Genomic DNA, 21,589 nt, shown 5'->3' with positions numbered 1-21,589 from the left:
TGGCAACCTGCATCCCGCCTCAGGAAACCGCCATGCGCATCATCCTGTTCAGCAGCAAAGCCTACGACCGCGACAGTTTCCTCGCCGCCAGCGCGCCCGCCGACTGGCACCTGCAGTTCCAGGAAGCCCACCTCAACCTGCAGACCGCAGCGCTGGCCGCCGGCTACCCGGTGGTCTGCGCCTTTATCAACGACGATCTGTCCGCCGCCGTGCTAGAGCGCCTGGCCGCCGGCGGCACACGCCTGATCGCCCTGCGCTCGGCCGGCTACAACCATGTCGACCTCGACGCCGCGCAGCAGCTCGGCCTGAGCGTGGTGCGCGTGCCGGCCTACTCGCCCTTTGCCGTGGCCGAGCATGCGGTCGCGCTAATCATGGCCCTCAACCGGCGCATCCATCGCGCGTTCAACCGCACCCGCGAAGGCGACTTCAGCCTGCACGGTCTGACCGGCTTCGACCTGCACGGCAAGTGCGTCGGCGTGATCGGTGCCGGCAAGATCGGCCTGGCCTTTGCCCGCATCATGGGCGGCTTCGGCTGCACGGTGCAGCTCTACGATCCCTACCCCATCGGCAACCTGAGCGAACTCGGCGCCCAGCAGGTTGGCCTCGACGAACTGATCGCCAGCAGCGACATCATCAGCCTGCACTGCCCGCTGAACGACGCCAGCCGCCACCTGATCGATGGCCCGCGCCTGGCGCAGATGAAACGCGGCGCCATGCTGATCAATACCGGCCGCGGCGCCCTGGTCGACACCCCGGCGCTGATCGGCGCGCTGAAAAGCGGCCAACTCGGCTACCTCGGTATCGACGTCTACGAAGAAGAAGCCGAGCTGTTCTTCGAGGATCGCTCCGACCTGCCCCTGCAGGACGACGTGCTGGCACGCCTGCTGACCTTCCCCAACGTCATCGTCACCGCCCACCAGGCCTTCCTCACCCGCGAGGCGCTGGCGGCAATTGCCCGCACCACCCTGGACAACATCGCCGCCTGGAGCGCGGGCCAGCCGGTCAATCGGGTGACACAGAGCGCGTGATAGCATGCGCTGCGATTTTGGAGGACTCATGGCTCTACACGACTTTCGCTACACCCTGCTCAGCCCACAGCACACCCTGACCGAATGCCGCGCCCTGGTGCCCGGCCGCTATCAGGTCACCGGCAATGGCGGCGCCATCCAGAATGGCGACACCCTGCTGGTGACCCTCAAGGGCAGCCGCGAACTGACCCTGCGCCTGGAAGTGGAAAAGGTCCGCCGTCTGATCAATCCGCCAGGCCAGTGGGTCGCCGTAGCCACCGGCCCGGTGTTCCGCGAACTGGCTATCCTCAACTGGCAGGTGACCTGCGACAGCTGCGCCACCCAGATGGACTTCGAATTCGCGGTAGACGCCGCGCTCGGCGAGAAAGCCCGCCCGGCCGCCGCCGATGCCCGCCTCCAGGAACTCGGCTGGCACGGCCGTAACGGACAGCATCTTTGCCCCCGCTGCATGGAGAAAAGCGCATGAAACCAGCCCTCGCCCTGCTCGCCGCCAGCCTGGCCGGTTGCGCCGCCGACCCGGTGCAACTGGAAAGCGACAAGACCTATCGGGTCGAGTGGATTGGCGAGCGTCCGCTGATCGACCGCAGCCACCTGACCGTGACCCTCGGCGAAGATGGCCGCGCCTACGGCACCGCCGGCTGCAACCACTGGTTCGCCGCCTACACCCGTGAGGGCGACAAGCTGAGCTTCGAAACCGCCGGCAGCACCCGCAAGATGTGTGCCCCGGCGCTGATGGAGCAGGAACAGCGCTTCCTCGAAGCCCTGGGTCAGGTGCAGCGTTGGGATGTCTCGGGCATTGGCCAACTGCGCCTGTGGCCTGCCACAGGCAAACCGATCCGCCTGTGGCCGGATGAAGGCTGAGAACCTATTTACGATCTCCTGACTGTCGGCCATGCGGCGTTAAAAGCGGTCTCGGAAAGCCGCTTGCGGCTAACGCGCTTCAGCGCGACCCGGAGGGCGAGTTAAACGAGTCATGCTCATTTACAGCTCGTAAACTGCGCTTGACTCGCTTCGCTCGCCCTATGGGCCAGCCGATGGCTGTTACTTCGCTGCGCTCGTCTCTCGACCGTTTGATTCGCTAGCGCTCACCCTTCGGGCCAGCCTGAGGCTGTTACTCCCGCTGGTCGTTGCGCCTTGCCTGGCTCTAATTCAGAAGATCGTAAACAGGTTCTGCGCGCATCCAACCGACCACGCGCGTCTAGCGTATTAGTCCTGGCGCGACTGGTTGCGCTGCTCCGCCAGGCGTTCAGCCAGCACATCCAGTTCGGGAATGGCCGCATCCGGCAGCTTGCGCAACACACCCTGGGTCACCTTCATCTGGCGGATGAAGCGCCGACAATGGCGACACATGGCCAGGTGCGCACGCACACCCAGGCGCTCGCGCAGGCTCAACTGGCCATCGAGATAATCACTGGAGTGAGCTACCAGTTCCTTACAGCTCAGCATTGACCGGTCTCCTCGAAATGCTCCAGGGTGGCGAACACCTTGAGCCGTGCGCGGTGCAACAGCACCCGCACATTGGAGAGAGAAAGCTCCAAAAGATTACAAATCTCTTCCAATTCCAGGCCCTGACGCTCGCGCAGCAACAATACGCTGGCCTGCATCTCGGAGAGGCTGGCCAGGGTCTTTTCCAGGCACTGACGCAACTCTTCCTCGCTCAGCAGGGCTTCGGGCGAGTCCTCGTGCCAGGCATTGGGCGGCGTCTGCCAGTGGCCATCCGCGGCGAAACGCTCGCCACCGACGCTGCCGTGGGGGCCGGGCAGGTCATCCAGCAGCACTTCGCGGCGATTATGTTTGAGACGGGTCTTGGCGGTGTTGGCGGTGATGGTCAGCAGCCAGGTCTTCAGGCTGGAGCGCTGCTGGAAACCCTCCAGGTTGCGCACCACGGCCAGCCAGGCATCCTGCACCACTTCGTCGGCATTGCGACTGCCGACGATCGCATAGGCCACTGCGCGCATGGCGCCCTGGTAGGTGGCGACCAGCTCGCGGAAAGCCTGTTGCTCACCGGCCAGCAGGCGGGTGAGCAGCTCGACGTCGTTCCCTGACATGCTCGCCGTGAGCCTCTATCAATGCTTGCGCAGGATCACGCTGCCAATCGAATAACCCGCACCGAAGGAGCTGAGCACGCCCAGCGCCCCACGCGGCAGGTCGTCTTGGTACTTGTGGAAGGCGATCACCGAACCGGCCGAACTGGTGTTGGCGTAGGTATCCAGAATCACCGGCGCCTCGCCTTCCTGGGCATCGCGACCGAGCAGCTTGCGGGCGATCAGCAGGTTCATGTTGAGGTTGGCCTGGTGCAGCCAGAAGCGCTTCACGTCGGTGATGTTTATCTGGTTCTCGTTCAGGTGGGCGGCGATCAGCTCGGCGACCATCGGGCAGACTTCCTTGAACACCTTGCGGCCTTCCTGGACGAACAGCTTGTCCGGCGCGCCGATGCCCTCTTCCGCCGCGCGATTGAGGAAGCCGAAGTTGTTGCGGATATTGTTGGAGAACTGGGTCAGCAGCTTGGTGCCGACGATGTCCCACTGGTATTGCGAGGTGGCCAGATCGGCGCGCTCGATGATCACCGCAGTGGCGCCATCGCCGAAGATGAAGTGGCTGTCGCGGTCGCGAAAATTCAGGTGACCGGTACAGATCTCCGGGTTGACCATCAGCACCGCACGGGCCTGGCCAGTCTGGATCGCGGTGGTGGCGGCCTGGATGCCGAAGGTGGCCGAGGAGCAGGCCACGTTCATGTCGTAGCCCCAGCCGTTGATGCCGAGGGCGGCCTGTACTTCGATGGCCACGGCCGGGTAGGCACGCTGCAGGTTCGAGCACGCAACGATCACCCCATCGATATCGGCGACGGTCTTGCCAGCGCGCTGCAGGGCTTCCTTGGTGGCGCCCACGGCCATCTCGCAGAGAATGCCCCACTCCTCGTTGCTGCGTTCGGCAATGCGCGGGGTCATGCGCTGCGGGTCGAGGATGCCGGCCTTGTCGATCACATAGCGGCTCTTGATGCCCGACGCCTTCTCGATGAAGGCCGCGTTGGACTCGGTCAGCGCCGCGACTTCGCCGCGCTCGATGGCGGCCGCATTGTCGGCGTTGAACTGCTGTACATAGGCGTTGAAGGAAACCACCAGCTCCTCGTTGGAGATGCTGTTAGCCGGGGTATACAGGCCAGTGCCACTGATTACTGCTTTGTGCACGGGGCGTTCCTCTTATTCTGGGTCGTCGGCGCGACCAGTTGTGCGATAAGCCTGCGGCCAGCCGCAGGCAGAAATTCTTGGTCAAGCGAGGCGTCAGCGCCAGGCAGTGGCACGCCCCGCTTTAAAGCATCAAGTTTGCCACAGCCGGGCTCGCGCCGCTGCCTCGGCAGACTGCCGGTGGGCTACCCCGCTGTAACGGGAGATGCTTGCCAGAGCGAGTGAGACACAGAGAAGAAGCAGGTAGTTTCGCCAATCATGCGGCCAAATGACAGGTAGCTCGCCGCCACGATGGAAGCCGGGCACCGCACGGGCATGCCCGCACTGGCCCCATGCGGCTCACCCGCTCGCCTTGCACGAGCGGGTGAGCGGCTTATCAATTGCAGTTGGCGTTCGGGGTAGCCGCTACCACAGTACTGAAGTGGTAGCTGTAGTCGCCGTCGACCGCCTGGGTGCCGCTGCTGCCGGCATGCTCGCCGATGATCCAGGTCTGCGCCTTGGGAATGCCGCCGTCGGCATAGGCGGCAATATCAGTGGTGGCGTTGCCGTAGGCGCGCACGATGTTCAGGCCGACCTGCTCGCGCAGGTACTTCACATAATTGGTCTTGTGCGCCTGGGTGTCCGGCGGAATCGGGCCGTCGCCGTAGGGATTGGAGCGGTAGTGCCACTGCGGGATGCCCTGGTAGTCGAACCACTGGCGGGCATCCTTGGTCACCCAGTACGGCCGCGCGGTGAGGAACACCAGCTGGTAGCCCTTGTCGCGGTAGGCCTTCACCGTCTGCGGCGCGTAGTAGTAGGCCTGTGCGGTCTTGACCCCGACGTAGTCGGCATAGGCCTCGAAGTCGTTGATAGTCAGCGTGCCATCGATATCGAACAGCACGGCCGGGCGGTTGGGGTCGACCACGCTGAGGTAACCGTCGACCTGGCTGAGGTCGCCTTCGACCACGAAACGCAGGCGGTACTCGCCCACCGGCCGGGTGCCGACGGCCACGTTGATCTTGCCGTCGCTATCGGTGGTATGGCGGCCGAGGTAGCTCCAGCCGCCCATGCCGGTGCCGTACAGGTAGGCATGCACGTACTCGCCTTCCAGATCCTTGTGCAATACCGCGTCGTAGTCGAACTTGGCGGTGACGGTGGCCGCCTGGCCGCTGCGCACCATCTGGTCGTGGACCATGTGCCAGGGCTTGTACAGGCCGGCCAGCACCGTGCTGCCAAAGTGGCGGAAACTCTTCTTCGCCGGTTTGGTGAAACTCGGCGGGTTGGCGGGGCTTTGGAAGTCCGGGCATTGGGCGCTGGCCTGGGCACTCAGGGCCAGCAGGGTGAGAGCTGCGAGAACACGCATCGCTACATTTCCTTATGGTTCGTTGTTGTTATGGCGCATCCCCGAAGCGGGGCGCGCTAGAAGTTAAGCAGCGATTGTTAAGCCGACATGAATACCCAGAGCGCCGCCGCGCACGGCCGAGCGCGCCACGCCCACCGACAAGCTCTGGCGTGCGGTTGGCAATCCTTTGATCGGCGCCTCGACTTTGCCGACGTGTGATCGACATCACCTATCGCCCACCACCGATCGGCCTCTGCCGAGCCGGCGCGCAGCGTATCTGAGGTTGCGGGTCGGAATCGTCCCAGCAGGACGTCGCACAAAATCTGATCCAAACTGGGTTGAGCCTGCGCCACCGGGAGATGGTCGGGCCACACCGCGAGGAGGCCACTGCAGTACGCCCCTCTGCCGCCATAGCCCACGCACATACCGCCCTTCCACCATCGAGGATGCTGAAGTGTTCGCCGCAAATACCATTTTCCTGGTGGTCGACGATGTCGAGTCCATGCGCAAGATCAACGCCGCCCAGCTACGCACCCTCGGCGCCCACAATATTCTCCTGGCCAACAATGGTGCCGACGCCTTGCGCATCCTCACCCGCCAGCCGGTCAACGTGATCCTCTCGGACTGGAACATGCCGGTGATGGACGGCCTGGAGCTGTTGCAGACGGTGCGCGCGCACCCGCGCCTGGCGCACCTGCCGTTCATCATGATCACCGCTGAATCGGACCGCGCGCAGATCCTCCAGGCGGCAGAAGCCGGGGTCAGCGACATCCTGCTCAAGCCCTATACCAGCCAGGAAATGGGTCAGCGGGTCGAGCGCGCCATGCAGCGGCAACCCCGCGAGCCCGTTGCCAACCGCAGCACAGCAGCAGCCAGCGCCGAGGCGCCCGGCGCCCCGGCCGAGGGGGCGGCGCAACCGCGCGAGAAGCAGCGGCCCACCCTGCTGGTGGTGGACGACGTAGCGGACAACCTGATGCTGATCTCCGGCCTGTTCAAGGACGAGTTCCGCGTGCGCATCGCCCACAACGGCCAGAAGGCGCTGGATATCTGCACCTCGGACGACCCGCCGGACTTGCTGCTGCTCGACATCATGATGCCCGACATGGACGGCTTCCAGGTGGCCGAGCAGCTGCGCGGACACCCCACGGCCTGCAACCTGCCGCTGATTTTCATCACCGCCATGACCGATGCCGAGTCGCGGCAGAAGGGTCTGGAGCTGGGCGCCGTGGACTTCGTGACCAAGCCGATCGACCCGGCGCTGCTGCAACTGCGGGTACGCAACCTGCTGCGCTATGTGGCGCTGCACAAGAACCTGCAGACCGACTACGACAACATGCTGGAGCTCAGCCGCCTGCGCGAGGATGTCGAACGCATCACCCGCCACGACCTCAAGGGCCCGCTGGCCGGGATCATCGGCCTGGTGCAGAACCTCGCCAACGAATGCAAGCTGAAGCCGCAGCAGGCCGAAATGCTCCATCTGGTGGAAGAAAGCAGCCTGCAGCTGATGCAGATGGTCAACCTGTCCAACGAGTTGTACAAGATCGAAACCGGCCGCTTCCAGCTGGACGCCAAGCCGATCGACCTGGCCCTGATGCTCCGCCGCCTGCTGGGCACCACCGGAGCGGCCTTCGCCGAAAAGGAGCTGCAGCTGGACCTGCAGCTACCGAAAGGCGGCGCCCCTCAGGGCCTGGGCGACGCCATGCTGTGCTACTCGCTGCTGCAAAACCTGCTGAAGAATGCTTGCGAGGCCGCCCCACCACAGAGCCAGGTGAACCTCCGGCTGAGCCAGGAGGATGGGCGGGTACAGCTGTGCATGGAGAACCAGCCGGCCGTGCCGCTGGAAATCCGCGAACGCTTCTTCGACAAGTTCGCCACCTACGGCAAGCAGGGCGGCACCGGCCTCGGCACCTACTCGGCGAAGCTGCTCAGCGAGGCGCAGCACGGCCAGCTGGAGCTGCAGGTCGATGATGACGCGGACCTGACCCGGCTGCTCTTCTCCCTGCCCAGTGCAGCAGCCCAGCCGCCGGCTTGAACAGCCCGCCGCAGCCAAACGCCAGCCTGCCGAGATGCCGCTGGCGCAATGGCGGCCAACGCGGCAACCTTGGGCCAGCTGCCACCGAGAGACGGACATGCACCTGCACACCTGGCTGATCTACCTGATCGCGATTACCGGCTTGGCCCTGACGCCCGGCCCCAACGGCCTGCTCGCCCTCACCCACGGCGCGCTCTACGGCCACCAGCGCACGCTGTGGACCATCGCCGGCGGCGTACTGGGCTTCGTCCTGCTGATGGCCCTGTCGATGTTCGGTCTCGCCGCCCTGCTGCAGGCCTCGGCCAATGCCCTGGTGGTGCTCAAGTGGCTCGGCGGCGCCTATCTGATCTGGCTCGGTCTGCAGCTCTGGCGGGCCCCGGCCCTGCACCTCACGGCAGTCGCCCCGACCGCACTGAAGCCCGGCCCGACGCTGCTGCGCCAGGGCCTGCTGTCGGCCATCTCCAACCCCAAGGTGATTCTGTTCTACGGCGCCTTCCTGCCGCAGTTCCTCGATCCGGCTGGCAACCTCTGGCTGCAATTTGCCGTGATGGCACTGACCTTCGCCCTAGTCGAGGGCCTGGTGGAATACATCCTGGCCCGCCTCGCCCAGCGCATTCGGCCCTGGCTGGAGCGCAGCGGCAAGACCTTCAATCGCTGCTGCGGCGGCATGTTCGCGGCAATGGGCACGGCCCTGCCACTGACCCGCTGAAAACGCCAGCGGAAGAATCTTTGCCCACGCTTGTGCTTAAGCTATGCACTGCGCCAGTCACCTGGCAGTCCCTCGCCAACCCGGTATTGCCATGCGCTTGTTGCCACTTGCCCTGCTGCTGTTGAGCGCAACCCTCGGCGCCGAGGAGCGGCCCTTGCGCTTCTCCGTGATCGAGAGCTGGGCCATGCCGATGATGCAGATCGACAACGGCAAGGCCACCGGCGGCATCCTTTACGACCTGCAGATGCGCCTGGCGCAGAAGGTCGGGCGGCGCGCCGAGCTGCTGGTCATGCCACGCCTGCGCGTGCAGCAGATGCTGGTGCGCGGCGAGATCGACGTGCGCTGCTACGTCAACCCGGCCTGGCTGCAGGAGCCCCACCACCAGTACATCTGGAGCGTGCCTTTCATGGTTCAGCGCGACCTGCTGGTTAGCCGCCCTAGCGACAAGCTGGCCCCGCTGCCGGGTGAAACCATCGGCACCGTGCTGGGCTTCATCTATCCGCAACTGCAAAGCCAGTTCAATACGGGTCAATTGGTGCGCGAAGACTCACGCACCCAGGAACTGGCCCTGACCAAGCTGGTCGCCGAACGTTATCGCTTCACTGTCAGCAATGAACTGTCCCTGAACTGGTTCAACCGCCAGCAGCCGGCCAACCGCAAGCTGCCGGCAGTCCGTGAAGTCGCCAGCGACCTGGTCGCCTGTATCGTCCGTGACGCACCGGATGTGCCAACCATGCCCCTGCTGCGCGCCCTGGTGCAGATGAGCAACGACGGTGAGTTCACCGCCATCCTGGCCAAGTACCGCTGAGACCGTCCTGCTGTATCCGGAGTCGAATGAAGTCTGTGCAGCAGAACAATTCCACCGCCAGGCTGATCGACTAGACTGCCGCCTCCCATTCTCGTAAGGACACGCCATGGACAACGTCTACAAAGCCCCCGAAGCCGCCCTCATTGACTCCGCCACAACGGCCGGCAGTACTGCCTTCTTCGTCACCTCGATCCGCAAGATGGCCATTCTGTACATCGCTACCCTAGGGTCTGTTGCCGTTTCGTTCACGGCCGCGACGGAGCCTGTTTTTGCGCGGGGCTAGGCGCGAGACGCGAGGTTTGGTCGTCCAAATGAGCCGTTGAGTAACGACGTCCCGCGCAAAAACGGGCCCGTCCCTACGGGTTGCGCGCCAAATCGCGCCATGCGTCGTTGCGTGACTTGCCAAGGGAATAACCATTGCCTGCGTCCCACGCCTAGCCTGGCGCGATTTTGCGCAGCAACGCGGTTCGCGAACGAAACGGCAACAGACCCTGGCCTGTACGTCCTCTACTGGGGCTACAAGCAGTGGGACAGCCAGCGCCACAGCATGCCGAAGCGGATCATGCCGGTGTGGCGCTCGATCTTTATCATCTTCTTCATGCACAGCCTGGCGCGCCGGATTGGCGAGCGCCTGCAGGCCCAGGGCCAGCCACTCGGCAAGCCCAGCGGCGCAGCGACCTTGTTCGTGGTGCTGGTGGTGCTCGGCGCCGTGCTCGGCAGCGTCACCTCGCGCAACGAGGTGCCGGTCATCATCGATGTCCTGGTGCTGCTCCTGCAGCTCGCCTCGTTGCTGCCGATGATCAGTATCCAGCGCCAGGCCAACCTGGCCAGCGGCGACCCGGAAGGTACCAGCAACAGCAGCATGTCCGGCAGCAACATCGCCTTCCTGATCCTCGGCGGCATGCTCTGGCTGCTCTATCTGGCCGGCCTGGTGATGATCATCCTGCTCGGCGGCGCCTGATTCACTTCGCCAGAGCCAGCCCTGGCTCTGGCCCCTCCTCACAACCCCGACTTCAACTTGCTGAACGCCCGCGTCAGCGCCCGGTTGAAGGCCGGACTGTTGTCGTTCTTGGTGTACAGCTTGGCGCGCAGTTCCTGCGGCGGATAAGTACCGGGGTCGGCGAGGATCGCCGGATCGACCGTGGCATTCGCCGCCGGCACCGCGTTGGCGTAGTAGATGGTGTTGCTGATGGCGCCGATCACCTCGGGCGTCATCAGGTGATCCATCAGCGCCAGCGCTTCCTGCGGGTGCGGCGCATCCGCCGGAATGACCATCGCATCGAACCAGATCAGCGTGCCTTCGCGCGGAATGCTGTAGTGCAGGCTGTACGGCTTGCCCGCCTGCTGCGCCTGGCCGGCGGCGATCGACACGTTGCCGTTCCACGACATCGCCAGACAGGTATCGCCGTTGGCCAGGTCGGCGATATTGCGGTCGTTGTCGAAGTAGCGGATCGACGGCCGCACCTTGGCCAGGTGCGCCTCGGCCAGCTTGAGGTCGTCGAGGCTCTGTCGGTTGATGTCCAGGCCCAAGTAGCGAAAGGTCGCGGCGAACACCTCGTTGGGATCGTTGAGGAAGCTCACTCCACAGTCGGCAAACTTCGCCACCACCTGCGGGTCGAGCAGCATCGCCCAGCTATCGGTCGGCGCGTCGGCCATGCGCTTGGCGATGGCCTCCTTCTGGTAGCCGACACCGGTGGTGCCCCACACATACAACCCCGCGTAGCGATTGCCTGGATCGAAGGCGGCCATGTGCCCGGTGAACTCCGCATCGAGCCCGGCGAAGTGCGGCAACGCGGCCTTGTCCAGCGGCTGCAACGCGCCACTGCTGATCGCCCGCTGCAAGTGCTGGCCGGCAGTCAACACCAGGTCGTAGCCACTGCGCCCGGTGAGCAGCTTGGTCTCCACCGTCTCCAGCGAGTCGAAGTGATCGGCGATCACCTTGATCCCGGTTTTCTTTTCGAAGGCAGACAGGGTGTCCGGCGCCAGGTATTCGCTCCAGATATACAGGTTGACCTGTTTCGCGGCCTCGGCCGCCTGCGCATTCGCGCAGGCGGCCAGACCCAGGGCCAGCAGGGTTGCGTGCAGTTTCATCGGAGCCTCCTCAGCGCTTGGGCGCGGCGTATTGCGGCATGGTGATGCAGGCAACGTTGCCGCCCCCAAGAAGAATCTCCCGCGAGTTCTCGATGCCAAGGATGCGGTGCTTGGGGAACAGCTCGGCCAGGGTGGCCTGGGCCACGCGATCGCAGGGGTCATTGAACAGCGGCACGACGATGGCCGAGTTGCCGGCGTAGTAGTTGATGTAGGAGGCGCAGATCTGCGTGCCGGCCTGGCGCGTATGGGTGGCGTCGTCCTGATCGAGTCCCTCGGCCTCTTCCGCCGTCCATTCCAGCACACGCGGTTGCGGCAGCTTGTGCACTTCCAGCTCGCGGCCCTGGGCATCGCGGGTGCTGCGCAGGATGTCGTAGGCCTCCTGGTAGATTTCCCACTGCGGGTCGTTGCGGTCGTCGGTCCACTGCTGCACCACCACGCCGGGGCGCACGAAGCAGGCCAGGTCGTCGATATGGCCGTCGGTTTCGTCGAACTTGCAGCCGCGCGGCAGCCAGATCACCTGCTCGGCACCCAGGTAGTCGCTGAGTCGGCGGGTCATCTCGTCCTTGCCCAGGTGGGCGTTGCGGTTGCGATTGAGCAGGCACTGCTCGGTGGTCAGCAGGGTGCGCTGGCCATCGGTCTGGATGCCGCCCATCTCGGCGATAAAGGGCGCGCGGTAGCGGTCGTAGCCTTCGATCTCGAGGATCTTCTGCGCGATCTGGTCATCCTTGTCCCACGGGTAGTAGAGGCCGCCGTCGAGGCCGCCGTAGGCGTTGAACTCGAAGTCCACGCCGCGCACCTCGCCGCTGTCGTCATTGACCAGGAAGGCCGGGCCGCTGTCGCGGAACCAGGTGTCGTTGCAGGTCATTTCCACCACCCGCACATGGGCCGGCAGCTGACGGCGGGCGTTGGCGTACTGGCTGGCCGAGGCGCATACGGTGACCGGTTCACTGGTCGCGATAGCGCTGACGATATCGACCCAGACTTTCTGCGCCGGCTTGGCGCCGTTGCGCCATACGTCGGTGCGCTCCGGCCAGCCGAGCCAGCAACGGGCCTTGGGTTCGAATTCGCCGGGCAGGCGGAAGCCGTCGGTTTTCGGGAGGGAGGTCAGGGAACGGGCCATTGCTAGGTACTCGTCGGTGGCTGTTGGATAGCTCGACAGTACCCGTGGCAGAGCGCCCGCGACCAATGACCATTATCGCGGGATAGCTGAATTCAATTCACAGATCGACCAACTGATCGGTGAACCACTCGACGAACTGCGCCACCGCCGGTTTGTCCAGACGCAGGCGTTCGCAGACCAGTGCGTATTGCCCGAGTGAAGCCACGCTGGCAGCGAACGGGCGCACCAGGCGGCCGCTGGCCAGGTCCTCGGCACTGGTCAGGTTGTCGCCGATGGCTACGCCCTGCCCCCGCGCCGCTGCCTCCATGGTCAGCCCGGCATGGCCGAGATACAGATGACGCTGCGGCTGGATATCGCCAGCATGGGTGGTCAGCCAGGCGGTCCAGGTCTTGCCGTCCTGATCGTCGTGCAACAGGCAGTGGCGCGCCAGGTCGCGTGGGTGCTTGAGCGGCAGCTGGTTGAACAGGCCGGGGCTGCACACCGGAAAGAACAGCAGGGTCGGCAAGGGCCGCACGAAGTAGGCACTGCCATCCGCCGGGCCGGTGCCGTAGGTGATCGCCAGGTCGATCGGATCAAAGGGCTGGGTCGCTTCCAGCGGCTGCTCGTAGAGGTGCAGGGTGATCTGCGGATAGCGCTCGCTGAAATCGGCCAGGCGGCCAATCAGCCACTTCTGCGCCAGCTCGGCAGTCACCGCGATACGCAGTTGCGCCTGGGAGCCGGGGTCGCGCAATTCATCACAGGCCTCGCCGATCAGCTCGAAGGCCTGCTGCAGGCTGCGCAACAGGCGCTTGGCTTGCGGCGTGGGGCGCACCTGGCGGCCGTCGCGCTGAAACAGCGGCGTGCCGAGTTGCTCTTCGAGCTGGCGGATCTGGTGGCTGACCGCGCTGTCGGTGACGCACAGTTCGGCAGCCGCACGGCCGAAGTGCGCATGCCGCGCGGCACACTCGAAGGTACGCAGCGCGGTGAGAGATGGCAGGCGACGCATGGCTACAGGCTTCCCGGCAAAAGCCGGCATGCTTGCTCAGCAGGCACGCCGGCGTCCAATCGATATTCGCCGGATATCAGGGTTTTGGCATATCCGGGCGAATATCGAAACCACCCTGATTCTCACTGACGATGCGGAAGGCGTAGGTCTCGCCAGCCGTCACTGGCACCGCCAGCTCGCGCAACAGGCGGCCCATGCTGCACAGGGTATCGTCCTGTTTATCCAGAGTGATGCCTACCACTCGCGTCCCCGCCGGCACCTGGAAGGAGGCCACTTCGCCGACGCCGATACGCGCCGCCACCTGGCGATCCACTTCGATGGCCACATAGCAGCCGCCGCCCATCATGCCCAGGTCACGATTGACCACGATCTGCCCAGCCCCTTCACGCACCTCCTGGAAAGCCAGCAGGCGGTCGGCCGGCACCTGTTTCACATGCTCCGGATCGGCACGAAAGGACGAACAACCGGCCAGCAACAGCAACGGCAGAATTGCAGAGATCAAGCGCATGGAAGCCCTCCTTGGGCGATCTGGGATGCACCCCAGTATTGGCGCTTTCGGCGCTACGACTCAAGTAGCGACCGCTCGGCCTACTACCGAGACCAGGCGCCGCTCAGTGTTCCAGCCAGGTCCGGCGCAGCTGCGCCATGCTGCCATCTGCCTTGAGCCGCAGCAGCTCGGCCTGCCAGCGCTGGACCAGTTCATCCGGCAAGGCCCGGGAAAAGCTCAGGTAGCTGATCGCTGGAGCCACGCGATAAACCTGCTCCACCGCATCGGCCTCGACCTTGGCACGCACCAGCAGATCAGGCACTTGCAGCTCATCCATCGCCAGCAGCGGTTGCCGACCGGCCAGCAGCATGAGCATGGCCGTCAGCGAGGTTTCGGACAGCACCAGATTGCTGAAGCCTTCGCCCTGCAGGAAGGTGTGGGTGTAGAAGGCACGCGGCAGCAGGATGCCGGAGAACTGCTTGGCTTCGGCCAGGCTGGCAATCCGGATGCCCGAGCCGGCACGCGCATAGAAACTGGTCCGCGACTCCAGCAACGGCCCCACCCACTTGAACAGGCTCTCGCGCTCGACCGTGCGTTTGGGGCAGACCAGCACGATGTTGGGCTCGGCCAGGCCGATCTGGTAGGCGCGCGACCAGGGCAACACCTCGATCGGCGTGGTGTCCCCGAGGCGCAACTGGATCGCCTTGACCACCTCGACACAGAAACCGGTCACTTGGCCGTCACGCGTAAATGCCAGTGGCGGCACCTCGGTCGTGAGGATGCGCAGCTCGCCCGCTACAGCTACATTGCTGCCAATCAGCAGAAGCAGCATCCCTGCCCAGCAAACTACTGCAGCCCTCATCGCCTGACTCCATGGATCTCGAGTTCTAGGTATAGGCCTGCTGTCGGTCACATACCAGCCAATCCGGCATGACGCGCCAGCCAGTTGTTTGTGTGGGCTGCAAAAAATTGGCTAAGGTCGGCAAGCGTTGCACGGGCGCCCAGCGGCAACAGCTGGTACACCCTGGCCGAGCAATGGCTGCGACGCCAGCTGGCCGACGAAGAGGCCCGCTGTCCAGCAGAGTCGCTGCAGCTGGAGTCCTGAGCCAACATCGCAACCGGCCTGACATCGGCTTTAGCCGACTGGGACCTGCCGGCCAGGTATACTCCCGCCCCCTCCCCCTCTGGCTCGCCGTGAACCGTCATGACTTCCAAACCCTCGCCTGACCAAGCCACCGCTGTCACTCAGAGCGAAGCAACGCTCGACGCCGACAGCCCAGCCGAACCAACCGGCAAGCCGGTGATTCCGGCCTTCAGCTTCCCCTTCGCGCCGGCCACCTTCGCGCCGGGCAAGGGCGATAACCAGCCCTGGCACCAGAAGGGCAACAAGTCCGCGCACGAAAAGAAGATCGGCGCCGCCCCACCCGGGACTCGCCGCTCGATGGGCAAGCGCTAGGGTCTGTGCCATCTGCCTGACTGCCGGCAGCAGCGGGTAGGCAGCGCCCGGGCTTTGCACTAGCCTTGGCGCCGCCATTCGAGGCCAGCCCAGCGGACGCTCCCATGTTCAAACGCAGCTTCAATTCGCTTCTCACCACCTGGCTGGCCGGCCTGCTGGCGCTGTTGCCACTGGCCCTGAGCCTGGCCCTGCTGGGCTGGCTGGTGAGCCTGCTCAACCAACTGATCGGCCCCACCAGCTTTGTCGGCAAACTGTTCGCCGGGCTGGGCCAGCCCTTCGTCAGCAGTCCATTGCTGGCCTGGTTGCTGGGCACCCTGGCGCTACTGGTGGCGCTCTATCCGCTCGGCCTGGCCGTGCAGCTCGGCCTCAAGGGCCCGTTGCGCCGCCTGTTCGACCGCACCCTGCGGCGCATCCCGCTGCTCGGCAACCTGTATGGCCTGGCCGATCGCTTCGTCGGCCTGCTCGACCAGCAGGAAGGCGCCGACCTGGCGGCCATGCGTCCGGTCTGGTGCTTCTTCGGCGGCGACGGCACGGCGGTGCTGGCCCTGCTGCCCAACCCGCAGCCCATCGAGATCAACGGCCGCGCCTACCACGCCATCCTGGTGCCGACCGCGCCCGTACCGGTCGGCGGCGGCCTGCTGTATGTGCCGGTGGAATGGGTCAAGCCAGCGGAAATGGGCATGGACCGCTTCACCAGCATCTATGTATCGATGGGCATCACCCCGCCCAAGGCTTGAGGATGCGAGCGATCCCCCGCCGGATCGTCCTGAACAAGGTCTGCGGCAGAGCCGACCCGGCGCACGGATTCGCCTGGTCAGCTTTCCGGACACGGCAAGCTGGGCCAGACTGAGCGCTTCGCCCACCTCTGGAGACTTCTGCCATGCGCCCTCTTCTGCTGAGTCTTTTACTGTTCTGCAGCGCCTTCACCCAGGCTGCCATCCAGACCCGCGAGATGCCCTATACCGGCCCCGATGGCACCCAGCTGATCGGCTACCTGGCCTGGGACGACGCCATTGCCGGCGCACGCCCCGGTGTGGTCGTGGTGCATGAGTGGTGGGGCCTCAACGACTACGCCAAGCGCCGCGCCCGCGACCTCGCCGCCCTCGGCTACAGCGCCCTGGCCATCGACATGTATGGCGGTGGCAAGAACACCCAGCACCCGGACGATGCCAAGGCCTTCATGAGCGCCGCCATGGCCAGCAGCGAGGCGGCCAAGGAACGCTTCAACGCGGGCCTGGAACTGCTCAAGGCCCAGCCGCAGACCGACCCGGCACGCCTGGCCGCGATCGGCTACTGCTTCGGCGGCAAGGTGGTGCTGGACATGGCTCGCCAGGGCGTGCCGCTGGCCGCGGTGGTCAGTTTCCACGGCGCGCTGGCCACCGCCACCCCGGCCATGCCAGGCAGCGTCAAGGCCAAGGTGCTGGTCGAACATGGCGCCGCCGACAGCTTCATCACGCCGCAGCAGATCAGTGACTTCAAGACGGAAATGGACAAGGCCGGCGCCGACTACCGCTTCGTCGAACTGCCCGGCGCCAAGCACGGTTTCAGCAACCCGGATGCCGATGCGCACAAAGGCCACGGCCTCGACCTCGGCTACCAGAAAGCAGCCGACGAGCGCTCCTGGGCCGATATGCAGGCGCTGTTCCAAGACGTATTTGCCAAATAGCTGGCAAAAAAAACGGGAGCCCTGCCGGGCTCCCGCACTCACTCAGTAGAGTAAATCCACAGCGGCAAATTGCCGGATGTGGCTACAACCTCACCAGCGCTCACTTGGAACGCATGTCCCATATTGGCAAAAAACAAGCGCTTGCTCTGTAGCGCTTCGTTACGCCTGTGCAAAGAAATGTAAACGGCTGGCCCGTCCCTGCGCTGCACGGCAGAATGCCGGCATGAATCACTTGCCACCTTTCTGCAGCCTGCTGCCCTCCGCCTGGCCCGCCCCCCTCGAATTGCCGGGGGCGCAACTGGTGCGCGCGCAGTTCGACCCCGCGCAACTGCACGCCGAGGATTTTCAGCGCTGCGGCATTGCCGCGGTCAACGGGGTGGCCAAGCGCCAGGGCGAATACCTGGCCGGGCGCCTGTGTGCCCGCGAGGCACTACGCCAGCTGCACGGCAAACCCAGCGTGCCGGAGCGCGGTGAGGATGGCGCGCCGCAGTGGCCGCTCGGCGTGGTCGGCTCCATCACCCACGGCGCCGGCCAGGCCGCTGCACTGGTGGCCCACGCCCGCGACTGGCAAGGCCTTGGCCTGGATGTGGAGCAACAGCTCAGCGCCACCCGCGCCGCCAAGCTGGCCGGCGAGATCCTCACCCCGGCCGAGCTGGAGCGCGCCAGCGGACTGCAGCCCGAGGCCTTCGCCCGCCTGGTGACCCTGACCTTTTCCCTCAAGGAGAGCCTGTTCAAGGCGCTCTATCCGCTGGTGCGCCAGCGCTTCTACTTCCACGACGCCGAGCTGTTGCACTGGAGCGAGGATGGCCGCGCACGACTGCGCCTGCTGATCAACCTGAACAGCGACTGGCCGACTGGCAGCGAGCTGGATGGCCAGTTCGCCGAGTTCGATGGCTATTTGCTGAGTTTGCTTGGGGTAGCTGCGTAGCCCGTCAAAAGCACCCTCTCCCCAACCCTCTCCCATAAATGGGAGAGGGAGCAGTCCGTGACCCGGATAAAATCCGCTGAGACCTGATAGGCCGCTCCCGGATTACATCCGGGCTACCAAGAACCAGAGTCCATAGCCTGAATGTAATCCGGGGATCCCACCTCTCGCAACGCAGAACCCAACCGACTTGCACCAAGTCGCAGCACAGCTCCCCTCTCCCATTTATGGGAGAGGGGCCGGGGGAGAGGGTTGCGCAGAAACGCCCTTGCCGAGCAACCCAAGATCAAGCCAGCTCCGCCCGCAACTGCCGCGCCGCCGCCACCATGTTCACCAGCGCCGCTTCGGTCTCCGGCCAGGCGCGGGTCTTCAGGCCGCAGTCCGGGTTGACCCACAGCCGCTCGACCGGCACACGCTGTGCGGCCTTGCGCAGCAGGCGCAGCATCTCGGCGCTATCCGGCACCCGTGGCGAATGGATGTCGTACACCCCCGGACCGATCTCGTTGGGGTAGGCGAAAACTTCGAACGCCTGCAATAACTCCATGTCCGAGCGCGACGTCTCGATGGTGATCACGTCGGCATCCATCGCCGCGATGGACTCGATCACGTCGTTGAACTCGCTGTAGCACATGTGCGTGTGGATCTGCGTTTCGTCGCGCACGCCACTGGCACACAGGCGGAAGGACTCGGTCGCCCAGTTCAAGTACCCCTGCCATTGTGCCTGGCGCAGCGGCAGCCCTTCGCGGAAGGCGGCTTCGTCGATCTGGATGACCTTGATCTCGGCGGCTTCCAGGTCCACCACCTCGTCACGAATCGCCAGCGCCAACTGCCGTGCCTGCTGTTCGCGGGAGATATCGTCGCGCGGGAAGGACCACATCAGCATGGTCACCGGGCCGGTAAGCATGCCCTTCATCACTTTGTCGGTGAGGCTTTGCGCATAGCTACTCCACGCCACCGTCATCGGCTGTGGGCGGCTCAGGTCGCCATAGATGATCGCCGGCTTGACGCAGCGCGAACCGTAGCTCTGCACCCAGCCGAAGCGGGTGAAGGCGTAGCCATCCAGCTGCTCGGCGAAGTACTCGACCATATCGTTGCGCTCGGCCTCGCCATGCACCAGCACGTCCAGGCCGAGCTGCTCCTGCACGGTGACGGCATGGCGGATCTCGCTGTGCATGGCCTCGGTGTACTCGACCGCCGATAGCTTGCCGGCCTTGAACGCCTGGCGCGCCAGACGGATCGCCGAGGTCTGCGGAAAGGAACCAATGGTGGTGGTGGGAAACGCCGGCAGTTGCAGACGCGCACGCTGCTGCTCGATGCGCACGGCGAACGGCGACCGACGCTGGCTGTCGGCCGGAGTGATAGCGGCCAACCGTGCCTGCACCGCCGGTTTGTGAATACGCGGCGATTGCGCGCGGCTGGCCTGCACCGCACGGCTCTGCGCCAGAGCCGTCTGCACCCGGGCATCCTGCGGGTCATTCAGCGCGGCGGCCAGCAGCGCGACTTCCGCGCACTTCTGCACGGCAAACGCCAGCCAGCTCTTCAGCTCTGCATCCAGCTGGTCCTCGCGCCCCAGGTCGACCGGGCTGTGCAGCAGCGAACAGCTCGGCGCCAGCCACAGGCGGCTGCCCAGGCGCTCATGGGCCTGCTGCAACACCTCCAAGGCCTGCTGCAGATCCGTGCGCCAGACATTGCGCCCGTTGACCACACCGAGCGACAGCACCTTGTAGGCCGGCAGGCGGTCGAGGATCGCAGGGAACTGTTCCGGCGCGCGCACCAGGTCGATATGCAGGCCATCCACCGGCAGCCCGGCGGCCAGGCCGAGGTTGTCTTCCAGGCCGGCGAAATAGGTGGCGATCAGCTTCTTGCCCGGCTCGCGCTGGAGGATGTTGTAGGCACGCTCGAAGGCATTCTTCCAGTCCTGCGGCAGGTCGAGGGCGAGGATCGGCTCGTCGATCTGCACCCACTCCACGCCCTGGGCCGCCAGACGCTGGAGGATTTCGCCATAGACCGGCAGCAGTCGCTCGAGCAGGTCGAGTTTGTTGAACTCGCTGCCCTTGGCCTTGCCCAGCCACAGGTAGGTCAGTGGGCCGATCAGCACCGGCTTGAGGTTGTGGCCCAGGGCCTTGCCCTCCTCGACTTCCTCGAACAGCTGCTCCCAGCTCAGCTCGAACTGCTGGTCGGCACTGAATTCGGGGACCAGGTAGTGGTAGTTGGTATCGAACCACTTGGTCAGCTCTTGGGCAGACGCGGGCTGGGCATGGGCACCGCCGCAGCAGGCGTTCGGGCTGCGCGGGTTCGCGGAAGCGCCCCGCGCCATGGCGAACAGGGTATCCAGGGTCGGTTTGCCGCCGTGCGGACGAAAGCGCGCGGGGATCACGCCGAAGGCCAGCGAATGGCTGAGCACCTGGTCATACCAGGCGAAGTCGCCGACCGGCAGCAGCTCGATGCCGGCGTCTTTCTGTAGCTGCCAGTGGGCGGCGCGCAGCTGGCGGCCGACGGCGCGCAGGCCGGCTTCGTCCAGTTCGCCCTGCCAGTGGGCCTCGAGGGCTTTCTTCAGTTCGCGGTCGCGGCCAATGCGGGGGAAGCCGAGGTTATGGGCCAGTGCCATGGGTCTATCTCCTTGTTCGTCAGTGGCACCATTCTCGACACCCGACCGCACATGAGACAAACTCAACATATTCGCGATGATCAACAGTTTTACTCACCATCATCGTAGGGTGGATAACGCTCCGCTTATCCACCAGCAACCCGCACAGCCCAAGTGGTGGATGCACAGAGCGTCATCCACCCTACATCGCGAGGCCGCCATGCTGGAAATCCGCCACCTGAAAACCCTGCACGCCCTGCGCGAGGCCGACAGCCTGGTGGAAGCCGCCGAGCGCCTGCACCTGACCCAGTCGGCGCTGTCGCACCAGTTCAAGGAGCTGGAGAGCCAGCTCGGACTGTCGCTGTTCATCCGCAAGACCAAGCCGGTGCGCTTCACCAGCGCCGGCCTGCGCCTGCTGCAACTGGCCGACAGCCTGCTGCCGCAGATGCGCGCCGCCGAACGCGACCTCACGCGCCTGGCCGGTGGCACCGCCGGGCGTCTGCACATGGCCATCGAATGCCACAGCTGCTTCCAGTGGCTGATGCCGACCATCGACCAGTTCCGCGACGCCTGGCCGGAGGTCGAGCTGGACCTGGCCTCCGGTTTCTCCTTCGCCCCGCTACCGGCCCTGGCCCGAGGCGACCTTGACCTGGTGGTGACGTCCGACCCGGTGGAACTGGCTGGCATCACTTACGTGCCGCTGTTCACCTACGAGGCCATGCTCGCCGTGGGCAACCAGCACCCGCTGGCCGGCAAGCCCTACATAGTTCCCGAAGACCTGGCCAAGGAAATCCTCATCACCTATCCGGTGGAGCGCGACCGCCTGGACATCTTCACCCGCTTCCTCGAACCGGCCGACGTCGAACCGGCGCAGGTGCGCACCTCGGAACTCACGGTGATGATGATGCAGCTGGTGGCCAGCGGCCGCGGCGTGTGCGGCCTGCCCAACTGGGCGCTGCACGAATACAGCTCGCGGGACTATGTCACGGCCAAGCGCCTGGGCGACAAGGGCCTGTTCGCCACCCTCTACGCCGGCATCCGTGCCGACATGCTCGACGCCCCCTTTATGCGCGACTTCCTGCTCACCGCCAAGGACACCTCCTTCTCCACCCTGGAAGGCGTCAGCGCCGCGCGCAACTGACCACGCGCCGCAGCGGGCGCCGCGACATGGACAGGGCCAAGACAAAAC

General features: G+C 65.1%; 23 protein-coding genes. 13 read left to right on the top strand and 10 right to left on the bottom strand.

All coding sequences use genetic code 11. From position 1 onward, the window contains the following. The first annotated feature begins 32 nt into the window (after positions 1-32). The 3 genes from HNE05_RS06340 to HNE05_RS06330 are packed head-to-tail and all read left to right on the top strand — an operon-like array spanning position 33 to position 1,889. Positions 33-1,028: a 2-hydroxyacid dehydrogenase gene (locus tag HNE05_RS06340; RefSeq protein ID WP_173204433.1), complete on the top strand. Its 996-nt coding sequence runs from the start codon at positions 33-35 to the stop codon at positions 1,026-1,028. Between the two features lie 28 nt (positions 1,029-1,056). Next, positions 1,057-1,494 carry a hypothetical protein gene (locus tag HNE05_RS06335; RefSeq protein WP_173204432.1) on the top strand — a complete coding sequence of 146 codons (438 nt, stop codon included), beginning with the start codon at positions 1,057-1,059 and terminating at the stop codon, positions 1,492-1,494. Beyond that, the gene (locus HNE05_RS06330) at positions 1,491-1,889 is read left to right on the top strand and encodes an META domain-containing protein (RefSeq protein WP_173204431.1); all 399 of its coding nucleotides are present in this window, start codon (positions 1,491-1,493) and stop codon (positions 1,887-1,889) included. The genes HNE05_RS06335 and HNE05_RS06330 overlap by 4 nt, the downstream gene beginning before the upstream one ends. A 345-nt stretch (positions 1,890-2,234) precedes the next feature. On the opposite strand, the gene HNE05_RS06325 is transcribed toward HNE05_RS06330, so the two are convergent. From HNE05_RS06325 to HNE05_RS06310, 4 genes are all read right to left on the bottom strand, one after another. Next, positions 2,235-2,474 (bottom strand): anti-sigma factor family protein, encoded by a 240-nt coding sequence (locus HNE05_RS06325; protein ID WP_173204430.1) that lies wholly within the window; start codon positions 2,472-2,474, stop codon positions 2,235-2,237. Beyond that, positions 2,468-3,076 (bottom strand): RNA polymerase sigma factor, encoded by a 609-nt coding sequence (locus HNE05_RS06320; protein ID WP_173204429.1) that lies wholly within the window; start codon positions 3,074-3,076, stop codon positions 2,468-2,470. The genes HNE05_RS06325 and HNE05_RS06320 overlap by 7 nt, the downstream gene beginning before the upstream one ends. 18 nt (positions 3,077-3,094) lie before the next feature. Beyond that, positions 3,095-4,216 carry a beta-ketoacyl-ACP synthase III gene (locus HNE05_RS06315; protein ID WP_173204428.1) on the bottom strand — a complete coding sequence of 374 codons (1,122 nt, stop codon included), beginning with the start codon at positions 4,214-4,216 and terminating at the stop codon, positions 3,095-3,097. 373 nt (positions 4,217-4,589) lie between these two features. Continuing rightward, a complete protein-coding gene (locus HNE05_RS06310; RefSeq protein ID WP_173204427.1) occupies positions 4,590-5,555 on the bottom strand; it encodes a lipin/Ned1/Smp2 family protein in 966 nt (321 codons plus the stop codon). Between the two features lie 433 nt (positions 5,556-5,988). Here HNE05_RS06310 and HNE05_RS06305 point away from each other — a divergent pair, with 433 nt between their 5' ends. From HNE05_RS06305 to HNE05_RS06285, 5 genes are all read left to right on the top strand, one after another. Further along, positions 5,989-7,566, top strand: a complete 1,578-nt coding sequence (locus HNE05_RS06305) for an ATP-binding response regulator (RefSeq protein WP_219637217.1) — start codon at positions 5,989-5,991, stop codon at positions 7,564-7,566. Positions 7,567-7,663: 97 nt separating this feature from the next. After that, positions 7,664-8,275, top strand: a complete 612-nt coding sequence (locus tag HNE05_RS06300) for a LysE family translocator (protein ID WP_173204426.1) — start codon at positions 7,664-7,666, stop codon at positions 8,273-8,275. A gap of 91 nt (positions 8,276-8,366) precedes the next feature. Then, positions 8,367-9,083, top strand: coding sequence for a substrate-binding periplasmic protein (locus HNE05_RS06295; protein ID WP_240008825.1), 717 nt, complete (start codon positions 8,367-8,369; stop codon positions 9,081-9,083). Positions 9,084-9,189: 106 nt separating this feature from the next. Continuing rightward, on the top strand, positions 9,190-9,366 hold the full coding sequence (locus HNE05_RS06290; protein ID WP_173204422.1) for a hypothetical protein: 177 nt from the start codon (positions 9,190-9,192) through the stop codon (positions 9,364-9,366). A 264-nt stretch (positions 9,367-9,630) separates the two neighbouring features. Beyond that, positions 9,631-10,044 (top strand): hypothetical protein, encoded by a 414-nt coding sequence (locus HNE05_RS06285; RefSeq protein ID WP_173204420.1) that lies wholly within the window; start codon positions 9,631-9,633, stop codon positions 10,042-10,044. A gap of 38 nt (positions 10,045-10,082) precedes the next feature. Here HNE05_RS06285 and HNE05_RS06280 read toward each other — a convergent pair whose 3' ends face one another. The 5 genes from HNE05_RS06280 to HNE05_RS06260 form a co-directional block, all read right to left on the bottom strand. Beyond that, positions 10,083-11,174, bottom strand: a complete 1,092-nt coding sequence (locus tag HNE05_RS06280) for an extracellular solute-binding protein (protein WP_173204418.1) — start codon at positions 11,172-11,174, stop codon at positions 10,083-10,085. A gap of 10 nt (positions 11,175-11,184) precedes the next feature. After that, the gene (gene aguA / locus HNE05_RS06275; protein ID WP_173204416.1) at positions 11,185-12,294 is read right to left on the bottom strand and encodes an agmatine deiminase; all 1,110 of its coding nucleotides are present in this window, start codon (positions 12,292-12,294) and stop codon (positions 11,185-11,187) included. Between the two features lie 97 nt (positions 12,295-12,391). After that, complete coding sequence (locus HNE05_RS06270) at positions 12,392-13,279, bottom strand: LysR substrate-binding domain-containing protein (RefSeq protein ID WP_173204414.1); 888 nt, start codon at positions 13,277-13,279, stop codon at positions 12,392-12,394. Positions 13,280-13,355: 76 nt separating this feature from the next. Continuing rightward, positions 13,356-13,787 (bottom strand): 3-isopropylmalate dehydratase, encoded by a 432-nt coding sequence (locus tag HNE05_RS06265; protein WP_173204412.1) that lies wholly within the window; start codon positions 13,785-13,787, stop codon positions 13,356-13,358. A gap of 103 nt (positions 13,788-13,890) precedes the next feature. Continuing rightward, entirely contained in the window at positions 13,891-14,598 is a 708-nt protein-coding gene (locus HNE05_RS06260) for a substrate-binding periplasmic protein (protein ID WP_173204410.1), read from the bottom strand. Positions 14,599-14,970: 372 nt separating this feature from the next. Between HNE05_RS06260 and HNE05_RS06255 the strand changes: the two genes are divergently transcribed. The 4 genes from HNE05_RS06255 to HNE05_RS06240 all read left to right on the top strand — a co-directional run bounded on the left by HNE05_RS06255 (position 14,971) and on the right by HNE05_RS06240 (position 17,816). Then, positions 14,971-15,222: a hypothetical protein gene (locus HNE05_RS06255; protein ID WP_173204408.1), complete on the top strand. Its 252-nt coding sequence runs from the start codon at positions 14,971-14,973 to the stop codon at positions 15,220-15,222. 104 nt (positions 15,223-15,326) lie between these two features. Further along, positions 15,327-15,959, top strand: a complete 633-nt coding sequence (locus HNE05_RS06250) for a DUF502 domain-containing protein (RefSeq protein WP_173204406.1) — start codon at positions 15,327-15,329, stop codon at positions 15,957-15,959. A 143-nt stretch (positions 15,960-16,102) separates the two neighbouring features. Beyond that, positions 16,103-16,888, top strand: coding sequence for a dienelactone hydrolase family protein (locus HNE05_RS06245; RefSeq protein ID WP_173204404.1), 786 nt, complete (start codon positions 16,103-16,105; stop codon positions 16,886-16,888). 223 nt (positions 16,889-17,111) lie between these two features. Next, entirely contained in the window at positions 17,112-17,816 is a 705-nt protein-coding gene (locus tag HNE05_RS06240) for a 4'-phosphopantetheinyl transferase family protein (protein ID WP_173204402.1), read from the top strand. Positions 17,817-18,099: 283 nt separating this feature from the next. Here the strand turns inward: HNE05_RS06240 and metE are convergent, their stop codons facing one another. Further along, the gene (gene metE, locus HNE05_RS06235) at positions 18,100-20,421 is read right to left on the bottom strand and encodes a 5-methyltetrahydropteroyltriglutamate--homocysteine S-methyltransferase (protein WP_173204400.1); all 2,322 of its coding nucleotides are present in this window, start codon (positions 20,419-20,421) and stop codon (positions 18,100-18,102) included. A 199-nt stretch (positions 20,422-20,620) separates the two neighbouring features. On the opposite strand from metE, the gene metR reads away from it, so the two are divergent. Beyond that, positions 20,621-21,541: a transcriptional regulator MetR gene (gene metR / locus HNE05_RS06230; RefSeq protein WP_173204398.1), complete on the top strand. Its 921-nt coding sequence runs from the start codon at positions 20,621-20,623 to the stop codon at positions 21,539-21,541. The last annotated feature ends 48 nt before the right edge of the window (positions 21,542-21,589 follow it).

Origin of the sequence: Pseudomonas campi (assembly GCF_013200955.2) — a bacterium.
In the GTDB taxonomy this organism is placed as follows: domain Bacteria; phylum Pseudomonadota; class Gammaproteobacteria; order Pseudomonadales; family Pseudomonadaceae; genus Aquipseudomonas; species Aquipseudomonas campi.
This window is presented reverse-complemented; position numbering and strand designations above follow the sequence as displayed.